The organism is Collinsella sp. AF23-2, from assembly GCF_003459245.1.
GTDB lineage: Bacteria > Actinomycetota > Coriobacteriia > Coriobacteriales > Coriobacteriaceae > Collinsella.
This window is the reverse complement of sequence record NZ_QRVG01000035.1, coordinates 1-14,701: the sequence shown is the minus strand read 5'-3', so window position 1 is coordinate 14,701 and position 14,701 is coordinate 1. Positions and strand designations below refer to the sequence as shown.

11 protein-coding genes are annotated in these 14,701 nt (G+C 58.7%); 2 read left to right on the top strand and 9 right to left on the bottom strand.

The features are described from left to right. Positions 1-294 precede the first annotated feature (294 nt). Positions 295-2,976 (top strand): RNA helicase, encoded by a 2,682-nt coding sequence (locus tag DWY03_RS09720; RefSeq protein ID WP_117647466.1) that lies wholly within the window; start codon positions 295-297, stop codon positions 2,974-2,976. A gap of 80 nt (positions 2,977-3,056) precedes the next feature. Here DWY03_RS09720 and DWY03_RS09715 read toward each other — a convergent pair whose 3' ends face one another. The 8 genes from DWY03_RS09715 to DWY03_RS09680 all read right to left on the bottom strand — a co-directional run bounded on the left by DWY03_RS09715 (position 3,057) and on the right by DWY03_RS09680 (position 12,160). Further along, on the bottom strand, positions 3,057-4,814 hold the full coding sequence (locus DWY03_RS09715) for a DUF2130 domain-containing protein (protein WP_117563516.1): 1,758 nt from the start codon (positions 4,812-4,814) through the stop codon (positions 3,057-3,059). Positions 4,815-4,953: 139 nt separating this feature from the next. Beyond that, the gene (locus DWY03_RS09710; protein ID WP_117563517.1) at positions 4,954-5,718 is read right to left on the bottom strand and encodes a ChbG/HpnK family deacetylase; all 765 of its coding nucleotides are present in this window, start codon (positions 5,716-5,718) and stop codon (positions 4,954-4,956) included. A 77-nt stretch (positions 5,719-5,795) separates the two neighbouring features. Beyond that, positions 5,796-7,244: a PTS transporter subunit EIIC gene (locus tag DWY03_RS09705; protein ID WP_117563518.1), complete on the bottom strand. Its 1,449-nt coding sequence runs from the start codon at positions 7,242-7,244 to the stop codon at positions 5,796-5,798. Between the two features lie 340 nt (positions 7,245-7,584). Then, positions 7,585-8,421, bottom strand: a complete 837-nt coding sequence (locus DWY03_RS09700) for a PRD domain-containing protein (protein WP_158548887.1) — start codon at positions 8,419-8,421, stop codon at positions 7,585-7,587. Between the two features lie 73 nt (positions 8,422-8,494). After that, positions 8,495-9,040 (bottom strand): metallophosphoesterase, encoded by a 546-nt coding sequence (locus DWY03_RS09695; RefSeq protein WP_231500841.1) that lies wholly within the window; start codon positions 9,038-9,040, stop codon positions 8,495-8,497. Positions 9,041-9,106: 66 nt separating this feature from the next. Then, the gene (locus DWY03_RS09690) at positions 9,107-9,286 is read right to left on the bottom strand and encodes a hypothetical protein (protein ID WP_117563521.1); all 180 of its coding nucleotides are present in this window, start codon (positions 9,284-9,286) and stop codon (positions 9,107-9,109) included. 264 nt (positions 9,287-9,550) lie between these two features. After that, positions 9,551-10,930, bottom strand: coding sequence for an aldehyde dehydrogenase (locus DWY03_RS09685; protein WP_117840728.1), 1,380 nt, complete (start codon positions 10,928-10,930; stop codon positions 9,551-9,553). Positions 10,931-10,939: 9 nt separating this feature from the next. Then, entirely contained in the window at positions 10,940-12,160 is a 1,221-nt protein-coding gene (locus DWY03_RS09680; protein ID WP_117840726.1) for an iron-containing alcohol dehydrogenase, read from the bottom strand. Positions 12,161-12,413: 253 nt separating this feature from the next. Between DWY03_RS09680 and DWY03_RS09675 the strand changes: the two genes are divergently transcribed. Beyond that, a complete protein-coding gene (locus DWY03_RS09675; protein ID WP_070097113.1) occupies positions 12,414-12,977 on the top strand; it encodes a ferritin family protein in 564 nt (187 codons plus the stop codon). Between the two features lie 242 nt (positions 12,978-13,219). On the opposite strand, the gene DWY03_RS09670 is transcribed toward DWY03_RS09675, so the two are convergent. Beyond that, entirely contained in the window at positions 13,220-14,101 is an 882-nt protein-coding gene (locus tag DWY03_RS09670) for a hypothetical protein (protein ID WP_089573344.1), read from the bottom strand. Positions 14,102-14,701: the final 600 nt, after the last annotated feature.

Sequence of the window (14,701 nt, the reverse complement as noted above, 5' to 3'; positions counted from 1 at the left end):
TTGTGGCTCTTGACAGCGGATTGGGTCATATGAGCGAACGGCCCTCAAACCTAAGTGAGTAGACTTTTTTGCAATAGCCAGGCACAGCCCGCATAGCGAAACATAAAACCGCAGGTAGAACCCTTGCGCAAAAGTCATGTGCTCGCAATATCGCAAAAAGTCTACTCACTTGGCTAGCGACTACACTAAACGGCTGGGCAGAACGCCCATTTCCTGCATTTTCTTGCCTGCGAACGCATCGATGCGACGCTACGCCATAATAGTTGGCGGACAATCGCGAGAGAAAGCAAACACATGGCACAGACCACGACAGATATCGCCGCCAGCACCGTCCCCGGTGCCGGAGCCGCCAGTTCATTCTCGGGCGGCACGGGAACCGAAGCCGAATTCGGCTCACTCGGTGCGCTCTCCCCCACCTGGTGGGAGCCCGAGGACGGCAGCGAGCCCGAACCGTGGCTCACGCCCGACCAGGCCTTCGAGCGCTTCTTTGAATGGACGAGCGATCGCGGTATTGAGCTGTGGGACCACCAGGAAGAGGCCCTCATGGATCTAGCCGCCGGCGATCACGTCATTCTGGGCACGCCGACCGGATCGGGCAAGTCGCTTGTCGCGCTGGGCATGCTCTTTATGGGCATGGCACAGGGCAAACGCTGCTATTACACGGCCCCCATCAAGGCTCTGGTCAGCGAGAAGTTTTTCGACCTTGTGCAGGTGCTCGGCCGCGATAACGTCGGTATGATCACCGGCGACACGCATATCAACACCAAGGCGCCCGTCATCTGCTGTACGGCAGAAATCCTCGCCAACGACGCACTACGCGAGGGCGAAGATGCCGATGTTGGCTGCGTCGCCATGGACGAGTTCCACTACTTTGCCGACCCCGATCGCGGTTGGGCCTGGCAGGTGCCGCTGCTCACCCTGCCTCACACGCAATTCATGCTCATGAGCGCCACGCTCGGCGATGTCACTGCCATCGCCGCCTCACTCGAGGAGCACACCGGCGCTGCTTGCGACTTGGTCGTCGACGCCCCGCGTCCTGTTCCGCTGAGTTACGACTATGTGACGACCTCCCTCGAGGGCACGGTCGAGCTCGCCATGCGCCGCGACGAGGCCCCACTCTATATCGTGCACTTTAGCCAGGATGCCGCACTTGCGACGGCACAGTCGCTCGCCAATTTTGGCATTGCCAACAAGGAGCAGCGCGAGGCCATCAAGGAGGCGGCCAAGGGCACGAGCTTCTCGACGGCCTTCGGCAAAATCCTCAAGCGCTTGCTCGGATGCGGCGTCGGCGTGCACCATGCTGGCATGTTGCCGCGCTACCGCCTGCTGGTCGAGCGCTTGGCGCAGCAGGGCCTGCTACCCGTCATCTGCGGCACCGATACGCTCGGCGTCGGTATCAACGTGCCCATCCACACCGTGGTGCTCACCGCGCTCACCAAGTTCGATGGCTATAAGATGCGTCGTCTGCGCGCCCGCGAGTTCCATCAGATTGCCGGTCGTGCCGGCCGCTCGGGCTTCGATACCGAGGGCATGGTCATCGCCGAGGCACCCGAGCACGAGATCGAGAATGCCAAGCTTATGGCCAAGGCGGGCGACGACCCCAAAAAGCTCCGCAAGATTAAAAAAAAGAAGGCCCCCGAGGGCTTTGTCACCTGGAACAAGCAGACGTTCGAGCGCCTGATCGAGACGCAGCCCGAGACACTCAAGCCGCGCCTGCGCATCACGCACTCCATGGTGATTAGCGTGGTCGAGCAGGGTGGCGATGCCCGAGCCCGCGTACACGACCTCATCGAGACGAGCCTGCAGACCCCCGAGGAAAAGGCTAAGCTCGAGGTTCGTGCCGACGAGATCTTCGCCACGCTCATCGATTCCGGCGTCGTCGTGCGCACCGAGGTGCCGCCCGCACCCGACGCTCCGGCTGACGCCGCGCCGGACATCGACTACGCACTGACGGTCGACCTGCCCGAGGACTTTGCGCTCGACCAGCCGCTCTCGCCGTTTTTGCTTGCCGCGTTGGAGCTGCTCGATCCCGAGAGCGAGACCTATACCATGGACCTGATCTCGATGGTCGAGGCAACGCTCGAGGATCCCAAGCAGGTGCTGCGCGCTCAGGAGCGCGCAGCGCGCGACCGCGCGATGGCCGAAATGAAGGCTGACGGCGTCGAATATGAGGAACGCCTGGAGCGCATCCAGGATGTCACCTACGAAAAACCGCTCGAGGACTTGCTCGACGCCGCCTTCGACAAGTACTGCCAGGAAGTGCCCTGGGCAAACGACTACCAGCTCTCTCCCAAAAGCGTCCTGCGCGATATGCTGGAAAGCGCGAGCGATTTTAAGGGTTACATTCAAAAGCTCGGCATCGCCCGTTCCGAGGGCATTTTGCTGCGTTACCTGGCAGAGGCCTACCGTTCGCTCGACCGCACCGTGCCCATCGAGAAGCGCGACGAGCGTCTGCGCGACATTATCTCGTGGCTCGGCTTTGTGGTGCGCTCGGTGGACTCGAGCCTGGTGGACGAGTGGGAGAACGCCGGCAACCCGGCAGCCCTCGATGCTGCGCCGCCGCAGGGCATCGACGAGGTCGTGGCGGACCGCCGCGGCTGCACGCTGTTGGTGCGCAACGCGCTCTTCCGCCGCGTGACCCTTGCCGCCCGCGAGCACGTTCGCGACCTGGGCGAGCTCGACGACGACTGGGGCATGAGCGAGATCCGCTGGCAAAAAGCACTCGACGCTTACCACGAGCAGCACGAGGAAATCCTCACCGACGGAGATGCCCGCAGCGCCGCGATGTTTTCCATCGACGAGTCCGACGAGAAGACCGCGCACGTATGGCACGTGCACCAGATCTTTGCTGACGAGGATGGCGACCACGATTTTGGCATCATGGGCGATGTCGATCTGGACGCCACGCAAGACGGCGGCGAGGTAATCTTCAAGAACTACCGTGTCGGCTTTATCGAGGACCTGCTCGAGGACTAGCCGGGCGCAATGGGACGAAACAAAGCGGGGTCGCTGGCAACATCGCCAGCGGCCCCGCTTTTTGCGCGATACGCTATCCCCTACTCGGCATCCTCGACCTCATACGAATCCGCCTCGGCTGGCTCATCGTTCGTCTCTGTCGCGGCCCCGCGCGCCTCGTCAAACGCTGCTTTCATGGTCTTGTTGCCCCACGTGAGCTTGCGAATGGTAAGATCGTCGGCTTTCTTGTTGGCAAGGCGCAGATTGTTCTCGGAGGACAGCAACGCCTCCTTGGTTTTCTGCAGATGGCTAATCGTCTTGTCGATCTCATCGATTGCCGTTTGGAACTTGCGGCTCGCGATCTCGTAGTTGCGGCCGAAATCGTTCTTGAACTTCTCCATCTTGGCTTCGAAGTTCGTGACATCGATATTCTGCTGCTTGTACTCCGCCAGCTCCTGCTTATAGCGAAGCGAACCCATGGCGGCATTGCGTAGCAGCGTAATGATGGGAATGAAGAACTGCGGGCGGATCACATACATCTTCTCGTAGCGATAGCTCACGTCCACGATTCCCGCGTTGTAAAGCTCGCTCTCGGGCTCGAGCAGCGTGCAGAGCACCGCGTACTCACAGCCTTTCTGGCGACGATCGTGATCGAGTTTCTTAAAGAAGTCCTCGTTTTTATGCTTGGTCGCGGTCTCGTCGTTCTCGTTTTTCATCTCGAACATAATCGAAATGACCTCGTTGCCGCTCGCGTCGCGCTCACGGAAAATGAAGTCTCCCTTGGTGCCCTCGGATGCATCGTTATCTTTCTCGAAGTACGCATTGGGAAACGCCGTCATGCGCAGACGGTTAAACTCGGTCTCGCAGTGCTGCTCGAGCGACTCGCCCACCATCTTGGTGGACAGGCGAACCTTCATGTCCTTAAGGCGCTCAATCTCTTCATCCTTGTAGCGAATCAGGTCATCGCTCGCGCGCTTGGCCTGCGCAAGCTCGAGCTCGTGTGCCGCCTTGGCTTGCTCCTCGCGAGAATCGCGCACCGCCAGCTCGCTCGTCAGTTTGGCACGTGCCTCATCGCGCTCTCGCTCCGCCGCGGCGACCGCCTCTGACAGGTTCATTTTTGCCATCAGTTCCTGCTCGCGCAGCTGGGCACGCAGGCCCTCGGCCTCTTGCTCGGACTGAGCCTTTGCGGCGGAAAACTTCTCTTGCACCTTCGCGCGATAGTCAGTAAGCGCGCGCTCGGCCTCGCTGCGAGCGGCATCGAGCTCACGCTGCGACTCTGCCGCGGCAGCGGCAAGCGCCATCTCCTGGGCCTTGTCCGCCGCGGCGATCCTGGCCTGCAGCTCGGCAATCTGAGCGTCGCGCGCGGACAGGTCGTTTTGAGCAGCATTGCGTGCCGCCGCCTCGGCAAGCCTGGCTTCATCATCTTTGCGCTCCAACTGCGCACGTAAATTGTCGATCTCGCGCTGAAGCTCGGCATTCTCCTTTTGAGCATCGGAACGAGCCTCAACCGCCGCGCGCTGACTTGCACTCTCGCGCTCTGCGGCAGCGCCTTCGAGCTTGGCGCGCAGCTCGGCAAGCTCAGCGTCGCGCTTGGCAACCTCTTGTGCCAGCTGCTGAGCTGCAGCGTTCTTCTGCTCGACAAGCTGAGCGTCGCGCTGAGACTCTGCCTTTTGCAAAGCAGCCGTCGAGCGCGAGCGCTCAAGCTCCAGTGCCTGCTCGCCCTCGCGCTGGACCGCCTTCACGCGCTCATCCAGGTCGCGCGAGAACTCGGCATCGCGCACCTGCTTGACGATATCCGCATAGCCGGACGCATCGACCTTAAAAACTTCGCCACAATGCGGGCACTTGATCTCGTTCATAGCAGCTCCTCGATGGACGCAAATTTCAACCGCCTACACTCTACCGCGCCGCACGGACAAAAAAGGCGCCGCTGCCATAATGGCAACGGCGCCAGAACCACCACAAAGGCGACTGTCCCCTTTGTGGTGACTTGGGTCCTTACAGGTCGCGGTAGTCGATCAGGCGAAGATCGGATTGAGACTCGAGCCAAGCGCGAAGCTCGGGGTCGATCAGTGCATCGACTTCCTTGGTACGATCGGTCGTGAGCGAGCTGTTCTCCAGGATAAAACGATCGAGATAACCCGGATGGCACACAAAGACGACCGTCTCGCCGTCCACCATCCCGCGAACCGTCTGCATGATTGCCTCTTTGGGCTCGTAGCCCGGCTCCATCGAGCGCATCACCATGCGCAGATCAGTATCTCCGCAATGCACCACAGCCGCGGGGTCGAAGCTCGCCTTTTGCTCCTTAAGGCCCAGCTCCTGAGCAACCGCCGAGATCGCTCGGTTAAGGTTTTTGCTCATGACGGCATGGGCCTCAAAGTAATCGGGCTCGCGGCCCACGATCTCGACAAAGCGGTCATGCTGCGCGCGGATCTCGATGCAGGCCTCGTCGAAGTCTATCAACTCCTCGCCGCGCTTAAAATGATCGCGGAAGGTACGGCTGCTATGGAACTCATCATTCTCGTTGAGCATGCTCGGAATGAGCGCCGGGTCGGCACACGGCTTGCCCAGGCACACGTTGGTATGCTGACCCACCGCAATGCCGGCATCCGCCACGAGCGACCAGCCACGCTCGGCCTCGGGCATATTGGGCATAAGTCCCGCCGAGCGCACCAGGCCCTCATTGATACTGCGGGCAATCCCCAGGTTAACGGCATACGAATAACCGATATCATCGGCACGAATGAGCAATTGCTTCATATTGACCCCCATCTACGGAAAGGGACACTTGAAGCGCAGCCAAGTGCCCCAGATAATTGTCCTACCGAACGGATGCTTTAGGCTTTGGCGGCAGCAGCGTCTTCGTCGAGCTGCTCCTTGGTAAAGCCAAAGAAGTAGGCGATGGCAGCGGCGGCAACAAATGCAGTGCCCGATGCAACGCAGCCCCATACGAGATTAGCAGTTCCGCCTGCAACATAACCTGTAATACCAAGGATATTAGTTGCGCCCAAAACATACGTGGTCACATTAGTGAGAGCCGCGATCAGGCCGCCGATAGCGCCGCCCGCGACCATGGCACCCAGGCAGCGAGTATACTTAAAGCCGCAGCCATACAGCGCGGGCTCCGTCACGCCACCGACAATGCCGGAGAGCGAGAAACCAAGCATAGCGCCCTTTTCGTCGACCTCCTTAAGGCGCAGGAAGGCACCGAAGGCCATGCCCCACGTGGCGAACTGAGCGATAGCACCCGCGACCATAACGCAGGAGTCAGACCCTGAGGTGAGCACCTGCACAATGCCGAGGGCAATCAGAACCTGGTGCATACCGGTCATAACCAGGAACTCCCAAAGCGCGGCAATGGCGACGAGGGAGAGGATTGTGACGATGCCGCCAGCGTTTCCGAGGCCGAACATAAAGTTGCCGACCAGGTCGCCCAGAATGGAACCAATCGGAGCTAGGGCGCACAGGGAAACGGGGGTCATCACAGCCATGGTGCACACGGGCACAAACACCGTGGAGAGCATGTCGGGGATGATCTTCTTCATGAACTTCTCGACGACCATCAGCACCGGCATAGACAGCAGCATGGGGAGCACGGTCGCAGAATAGTTGTTCAGCTGAGCCGGGAGCACGCCGTAAACCATCGTGGTCGTAGCACCAGAATCCGCAGCGGCGTTGACCAACGTCATGAACTCGGGGGCAATGAGCACGCCGCCGAGCATCATGCCGAGCGGCTGGCTGCAGCCGAGCTGCTTTGCGGCAGCCCAACCCAGATAGACAGGGAGGAAATAATAGCCGGCGTTGTAAATCCAGTTGTAGAAGAAGTTGTAGATGTCAGAATCGGCAGACCAGATACCGAGCATGCCGTCGCCGCAAAGTACGGCAAGTGTGCGGAACATGGCGGCGCCCATGATAATGGGGATCGTCATGCACATTGTCTTGGACAGGTAGTTAAGGGCCTTCTTGCCCGCAGTCTTGACCGTCAGTGGCTCCTTGGTGCCGTCATCGAGGTTCTCGTCAATGGAGCCTTCGCCCTTGACGCCCAGCGCAATGGCGGCGTCATAGACCTTCGGCACGTTCTGGCCAATGATGACCTGATACTGGCCGCCAGACCACTGTGCGCCCAGCACACCCTTGATCTTCTTAACTTCATTATCATTGGGAATGGACTGATCTTTGAGGTTCAGACGCAAGCGGGTCATGCAGTGCGTCGCGTTCGTCACATTGGAGGCGCCGCCGACGGCAGCGAGCACGTCCTCGGCAATCTTCTTGTTATCGACAGCCATGTCGAATCCCTTCTCTTCCAACTAAAGGCCGTGGGACTTCACGGCACCAAGACGCACGATTCCGCTCGCGCCTGCGCAGCGCGCGATACCAGTTGGCAAGAGATTGATTTGCATGTGATTCCCGGGTGGATCGACATGAAAAAAGCCCCGCGCACAACCGACAGAGACCCAATTATGGTCTTGGCAGAATCGGTAGTGCCTCTCGGAGCTGCGCCGTGAGTAACACCCAACACACGGCGAGTATATGCGGCAGATGCGTTCGTTGCGGCTCAGATTACCGACGAACGGTAGCAAACGACCCGCGAACGGTCGCCATGACGGAAAGGAAATACCAGAGAGCCTATTTATCCGAGTGGACAGAAGCCACGCGATTCACATGCATGATCAGATAGACGAGCTCCTCTTGGGCCAATGGCTCGCCAAAGGTCTCTTGAATCAGATCGTCGACACGGTGAGCGCAACGCGATGCCGCCGGATACTGCTCCACGAGCACGTCGTAAAGACCGGAGTTCTCGGTATCGATCGGCTCTTTCTTTGCCACGCGGTCGAGCAGATAGCGCACATGAGTGGCAAAGCGGGCAAAGGCGAACGACGAGCGATCGACCGTCACACCCAACTCTTCTTGAATAATCGCGACCGTCATATCGAGCAGTCGCTCCTCGTGCTGCTCGGCAAGCACGCGCCGCTCGCTCGGCTTAACCGATGCGTTGACAATCGACATGGCAATGCCCGCGGCCTCGCTTCGGGGCATACGCACACGGAAGCTTTTCTGGATGCCGCGAACAGCCAGCTCGCCCAAGCGGTATTCGATGGGATGCAGCTGCTCCAGATCGCGCTCGAGCGGCAACGACACCACCATGTGTTCGCGGGCGCGCTTAATGGCAAACTGGATATGGTCCGCCAGTGTAATGGGGAGGTTAGGGCTCAATTCGTACGAAAGCTGTCCGGTTGCGATATCAGCCAGCTGAGCAGAAAACTCCAGCACCTCGGGGTCGACCTCATCAATAAACGCCAGGTACTTTGAATCAATGCCGTAAAAGGTACGCGTGATGACATCCAGGTCGACCTCATGCGGCATATCGCCAAAGCCGATACCGCGACCCAGCGCGATAAGCTGACGCCCCGCGCCGTCTTCGCAGATGGCAGCGTTATGGTTAATGCGCTGGATAGCCCTCATGGATTCATCGCTCCTACTGAAACGCGCCGCACAGACCATCCGCGCGGCGCGTTCATTCTACCTGCACTTACAGCTACAGTCCAAAGAAGCCTAGGATTTGGTCACGGCTTACGGGCTTGTAGTTGTTGGCATCGAGGCCAACGTCGTAGCGCAGAACCGGGCGCTCGCGATCGCGGTTGCGCGCGTTGGTGCGGTCTCCCCTGCTGTGGATATGCCCGTGCAACATGATGGCGCCACGCGCCTTGCCGTTCCAGCTGAGCATGGGGTAATGGCTCATTACCAGGCGATGGCCCTTCGCGTAACCGGGGGCGACCTCCAGATAATCGCGCACCTCATCCCAAATGTGCGGCGCGTCTGGATCTTCCCAGTCGCCGTCATGGTTACCGCGGATGAGCGTTACGTTCTGACATTCGATGCGCTCGCGCAGGCGCACCGCCTCCGCCAGGGGCAAACGATAGGTAAAGTCTCCCAAGATATAGAGGCGGTCGTCCACAGCCACGCACTCATTGATGGCATCGATGACCTTGCGGTTCATCTCCTCGACCGAATCAAACGGTCGATCCATGTCGTGCAAGATATTCGTATCGCCCAGGTGCAGGTCGGCGGTAAACCACATCATCGTCTCTGTCCTCATTTCGCAACGCGTATAAGACCTGTTTAGTATACAGACGCGGCGATGAGACAGTCACCCAAAGAGCCCGCCGAACAGACCTCGGCGACGCTTGTCCTGCTTTTTCGAAGCGTCATCCCGCGTCTTCTTGCCCTGCCGCTTCTTACGGTCCTGCTCCAACTCATCGTCATCGAGTAGCATATCCCACTCAAACGGATCGTCTGTCAGATCGAACAGGTCATCGTCATCAAACACGTGCGCCTCCATTACCGATTAGCGAGCATCCACAACGTAGTTGAGAAGTCTACGGGCCCGTGCGGACACAAATTCATCCTGTCTGCGTCTTTCAATCGTTTGCCGCAACGCTTGCGCAACGGAACGCTTGCAGATAAGATGGGAACACGGATGGCACCCGTGGCAGCGGGTCTTGCCAACTCCGATACACGTTTTCATCGTGAGAAATGGCCGTCTTCGCTTACGCGGGGGCGGCCACTTTGTTTATCCCTATGTCATCTGATTCTAATGCACAAACATGCGCACGAACTTGTGCTTCCAGCTTGCGTAAGGAGCATAGCGGAATGGCACGTCCAACCACGTTGCCTTGTTCACGATGCTCTTCTTGTGGCTAAACGTATCGAAGCTCTCGTGTCCATGGTACTGCCCCATACCGCTCGCGCCCATGCCGCCAAAGCCCATATGGCTCGTAGCCAAGTGCATGATCGTGTCGTTGACACAGCCGCCGCCAAAGGGCACGTAACGCACAAAGCGCTGCTGAACTGCGCGATCCTGGCTAAAGATATACAGAGCCAGCGGCGTCGGACGATCTGTAATAAACGTCTCGGCCTCGTCTAGGCTCTCAAACGTCAGCACCGGCAAAATGGGGCCGAAGATCTCCTCCTGCATCACGGCGTCATCGGGGGTCACGCCGTCCAAAATCGTCGGCTCGATCTTGAGCGACGACTCGCGCGCCGTGCCTCCAAGCACAACCTTATCGGGGTCGATCAGCCCGCGTACGCGCGCAAAATGCTTGGTGTTGACGATATGCCCGTAATCCTCGTTATCGAGCGGATGCTCGCCAAACATACGGCGGGCCTCCTCCTTGATAAGGTCCAGCAGCTCGTCGTGCACGCGCGCATCGACCAGCAGGTAGTCGGGCGCTACACAGGTTTGCCCCACGTTGAGCCATTTACCAAAGGCGATACGCCGCGCCGCGACCTTCAGGTTTGCCGTCGCATCCACGATGCAGGGACTCTTTCCGCCCAGCTCAAGCGTCACGGGCGTAAGGTTTTTACTTGCACGCTCCATGACGAGCTTGCCGACCGGAACGCTACCGGTAAAGAAGATCTTGTCCCAGTGCTCATCGAGCAGCGCTTCGTTCTCGGCGCGCCCGCCCTCGACAACCGTCACCAGGCGCGAATCAAATGCCTCTTCACAGATTTGCTTGAGCACCGCGCTCGATGCCGGAGCATATGCGCTCGGCTTGATGACCACGGTATTGCCCGCGGCAAGGGCGCCGGCGAGTGGCTCGAGCGTCAGCAAAAACGGGTAGTTCCACGGAGCCATGATGAGTGTGACGCCATAGGGCACGGCCTGCGTCTTGCACACACTCACGGCGTTGGCGAGGTCACACGGACGCAGACGCGGGCGACTCCATCGAGCCACATGCGCAATCTGATGTCGAATCTCGGAAAGCGACGTGCCGATCTCGCACATATAGGCCTCGTCATGCGACTTTCCCAAATCGGTCTTGAGCGCATGGGCGATATCGGCCTCGTGGGCCCGTACCGCATCGCGTAAACTCACGAGCGCACGACGCCGAGCATCGACATCAAACGTGGCGTGCGTCTTAAAGTAGGTGCGCTGATCGCCGACGATGCGCGCAATTTCCTCGGTGTTCATGGCAACCTCCTAGTTCTCGTCCTCAAACATACCACCCGCGACGACCTCGTACATACGCTCGAGCTCCAAACGGTCCATCAAAAGTGGAACAGGGTATAGCGGATTGGCCTCGGCATCGGCATGGGCCGCCATTTGCGGAATATCGGAGCGGCGAATACCCGAGACATATTTGGGGATTCCCAGGGCGGCGTTCATGCGGTCGACCCAATCGATAAAGGCCTCAGCAGCCACGTTGTCCAGCGCATTAGCCGGCGCAATGCCGGCCATGCGGGCGAGATCGGCGAGCTTGGGAGCAGCAGCTTCGCCATAGGCGCGAAGCATGTGCGGCAGGATGATGGCGTTGGCCAAGCCGTGGGGAATCCCGTAACGCCCGCCCAGGCTGTGCGCGATGGCATGGACGTATCCAACATAAGAGCGCGTAAAGGCAACGCCCGCTTTATACGCCGCCGAAAGCATATTGCGGCGCGCACGCATGTTGCCACCGCACTCATAGGCCTCGAGCAAATTGTCGTGGATGAGCTGCACCGCCTGGCGCGCCATCTTGCGCGTATAGGGCGTGGTGCTGCGCCCGATAAAGGCCTCGACGGCATGTGTCAGGGCGTCCATGCCCGTTTGCCCCGTAATGGAGGCGGGCAGGCCGCGCGTAAACTCGGGGTCGTGCACCGCAAAGCGCGGGATCAGCACAAAGTCGTTAATGGGATACTTGTAGTGCGTCTCGTCGTCGGTAATTACCGCTGCAAGCGTGACCTCGCTTCCCGTGCCCGCCGTGGTGGGAACGGCGATGAGCAGCGGCAGGCGACGATGGATACGCAACAGGCCGCGCATCTTGTTGATGGGCTTCTTTGGCTGCGCGATGCGCGCGCCCACGCCCTTGGCGCAGTCCATGGCCGAACCGCCGCCAAAGCCGATAATGGCCTGGCAGGCGCTCTCTCGATACAGAGATGCCGCTTCCTCCACGTTTGAGACCGTGGGGTTCGCACATGTTTCGGCATAGACCGCAGCGCTAATTCCCTTGGACGCGAGCGCTGTCTCGAGCGGTGCCGTGAGCCCCAGACGGGCAATGCCGGGATCTGTCACGATAAGAACATGGTGTATTGAACGCTTTTGAAGCACTGCGGGCACTTCCTCAGCGTGCTCTAAAATGCGTGGCTCGGTATAGGGCAGCACCGGCAATGCGATGCGAAAAACCGTTTGATACGTTCGGCACCAGGCGCGGCGGGCTAGATGCATAAAGGAAGCTCCTTCATTTGTTGATTGGTCAACATTTGCTCGACCGATTGTACTCATCGGAGGTCGCACGAGGTCTAGCAATCGTTAATCAATCAACATCTACACATGCTTAAATTGTTTTATTAAAAATCATTCCTAATAGGCTTCACATTCGGTCTCATTTATGGATAATAGAACTCGTCAAGACGCACGTCCGGAGAGGGCCCTTACGGGACCGGACGAGCGCACCATCGCCATCGATCGAAAGGATCGAATCATGAAGTTTGTTTGCCCCGTTTGCGGTTATGTGGAAGAGTTCGACGGCGACCAGCTGCCCGAGGATTTCAAGTGCCCCCAGTGCGGCGTTCCCGGCTCTCGCTTCCTGAAGCAGGAGGAGGGCCAGCTCGAGTGGGCTGCCGAGCACGTCGTGGGCGTCGCCAAGATGGAGGGCGTCTCCGAGGACATCGTTGCCGATCTGCGCGCCAACTTTGAGGGCGAGTGCTCCGAGGTCGGTATGTACCTGGCCATGGCTCGCGTTGCTCATCGCGAGGGTTATCCCGAGATCGGCCTGTACTGGGAGAAGGCTGCCCACGAGGAGGCCGAGCATGCCGCCAAGTTCGCCGAGCTCCTGGGCGAGGTCGTGACCGATTCCACCAAGAAGAACCTCGAGATGCGCGTTGAGGCCGAGAATGGCGCCACCGCCGGCAAGACCGATCTTGCCAAGCGCGCCAAGGCCGCTGGCCTCGATGCCATCCACGACACCGTGCACGAGATGGCTCGCGACGAGGCCCGCCACGGCAAGGCTTTCGCTGGCCTGCTCAAGCGCTACTTTGGCTAAGCCAACTGCCTGAGACATAACCTCTAGCTCGAAGAAGGCCCGGACCGTATTGGTTCGGGCCTTTTTGTGTCTCGAGGACTCGTTAACGCCCTGAAATAGAGCTATCTTCGGCATCGGTCTCTCGTCAAAAACTAAGTGAGTAGACTTTTCGAAACTTGCCGAGCAGACCATCCGTATTGCTTTATAAAGTCGCAGGTAAATGACTTGTTTCAAAACGGCCTGGTCGCCAAAGTGCCAAAAGCCTACTCACTTAGAACCGCAGCCGTCCACGATCGAGCTGTTTTGCGTCTAACGGGCATCTTTCCGTCGATTACTCCCAATTTTGTCCAGTCAACGAATAGTTCAGACCGGAGTAATGTCTCAGCCCTTTGCTCATCTGAGCTTTTATCACGATATTCAGCATCGAGCATCCTGCATATGGCCTTAACGATCGCGCGGAATCTATCCTCATCGGATATCTGTCTGTGTGTCAGGAGAAGTACATCGTAGCCCATGGCCTGAAGGGCCGTCATGCGGTCAGCGTCACGCAAGCCATCCCCTGCGCGTCCGTGCGAGGCCTTTCCCTGACATTCAATGGCCACCTGTCGCCTGCCGTCCGGCGAAGAAAGAAGTAGGTCGATATATACACGGGACTTTCCCACAATCGCTCGAGCACTTGTGCTTAGCATCACTTCAACATTAAGCTCTATGCCGCAAAAACCTTCGCCTCCCAGGGATCGCGGCAGTGCAAGTAGCAAATACGCCTCGACCTCAAAAGGCGACGCGGCGCCCAATGGAACGAGTTGCGATACCGCTATAAATCTATTGCCGTAACGCATCCCGCAAACATCTGAACAAAAACGGTCAAGGTCTCCGCCCAAAACCAAAGCGTCTCGACGCCATAAATTTGAGGCGGTGCCGTCCTCGGACGGGCAGCGCACCCAACCGAACGTTGTCGAAATCGCGCCCGAATCAATTGCACGCGAAAGCTCCGCCTCAAGTGCCGCCGGCAGGGCACACACCGCAAACAAGCCACACATCTCCGCCAATACCAAAAGAAGCTGAAGATCCGTCAGATGCCGCAACATGATGAATGCCGTCAGTAGAGGAGACGTAATCAAAACCCCATGCTCCGTTCCCAGCACGGATTCCCTGGGAAGCTCACCAAGAAACAGCCGCTGCCTAATGCTGGCAGGACAAGTCCGTTTGTTTCTCGACCGAACCAATGTATACAACGGAAAACCGAGCGCGACCGCAGCCGTCGGGTTGCGGGCGAGATCATATCGCTGCCGGTCTTCTTCCGGTCGTGGAAGCGGCGGACACAAAGCGCGGACTTGAGGAGGCAAACGCCAGTACCTAAAAGCTGATATGTCACAAAGTAGATCCTTCATAGGCACAGGAAAACACGAATTTCAACCCAGTCAGTCACGCATTGGCGCGAACGCACCAAAAATGGCGCCGAACGGACTGCCAAGTTTTCAACAGCCCTCCCCAACTGGCCAAAAGCTTGCCGAGAGCTGGACGAAGCCCTGTTGAAAACCCCATTTTTTCTCATGCAGGAGCTTTGCGCGGCAAGTGAGTAGACTTTTTTGAACATCCCGAGCAGGCCGGTCATCCTGCTTTTCAAAACCGCAGGTAGATAGCTTGTTACAAAACTGCCTGGTCGCCAAAGTGCTAAAAGTCTACTCACTTAGGTTGCAGAGTGCCCATTACAGTCTGAAATAGGCCATCGATAAATTTCGATG

Excerpts from the sequence above, each read along its gene's own strand:
- DWY03_RS09720 (WP_117647466.1), top strand. The coding sequence starts at position 295 with ATGGCACAGACCACGACAGATATCGCCGCCAGCACCGTCCCCGGTGCC.
- DWY03_RS09715 (WP_117563516.1), bottom strand. The coding sequence starts at position 4,814 with ATGAACGAGATCAAGTGCCCGCATTGTGGCGAAGTTTTTAAGGTCGAT.
- DWY03_RS09710 (WP_117563517.1), bottom strand. The coding sequence starts at position 5,718 with ATGAAGCAATTGCTCATTCGTGCCGATGATATCGGTTATTCGTATGCC.
- DWY03_RS09705 (WP_117563518.1), bottom strand. The coding sequence starts at position 7,244 with ATGGCTGTCGATAACAAGAAGATTGCCGAGGACGTGCTCGCTGCCGTC.
- DWY03_RS09700 (WP_158548887.1), bottom strand. The coding sequence starts at position 8,421 with ATGAGGGCTATCCAGCGCATTAACCATAACGCTGCCATCTGCGAAGAC.
- DWY03_RS09695 (WP_231500841.1), bottom strand. The coding sequence starts at position 9,040 with ATGATGTGGTTTACCGCCGACCTGCACCTGGGCGATACGAATATCTTG.
- DWY03_RS09685 (WP_117840728.1), bottom strand. The coding sequence starts at position 10,930 with ATGAACACCGAGGAAATTGCGCGCATCGTCGGCGATCAGCGCACCTAC.
- DWY03_RS09680 (WP_117840726.1), bottom strand. The coding sequence starts at position 12,160 with ATGCATCTAGCCCGCCGCGCCTGGTGCCGAACGTATCAAACGGTTTTT.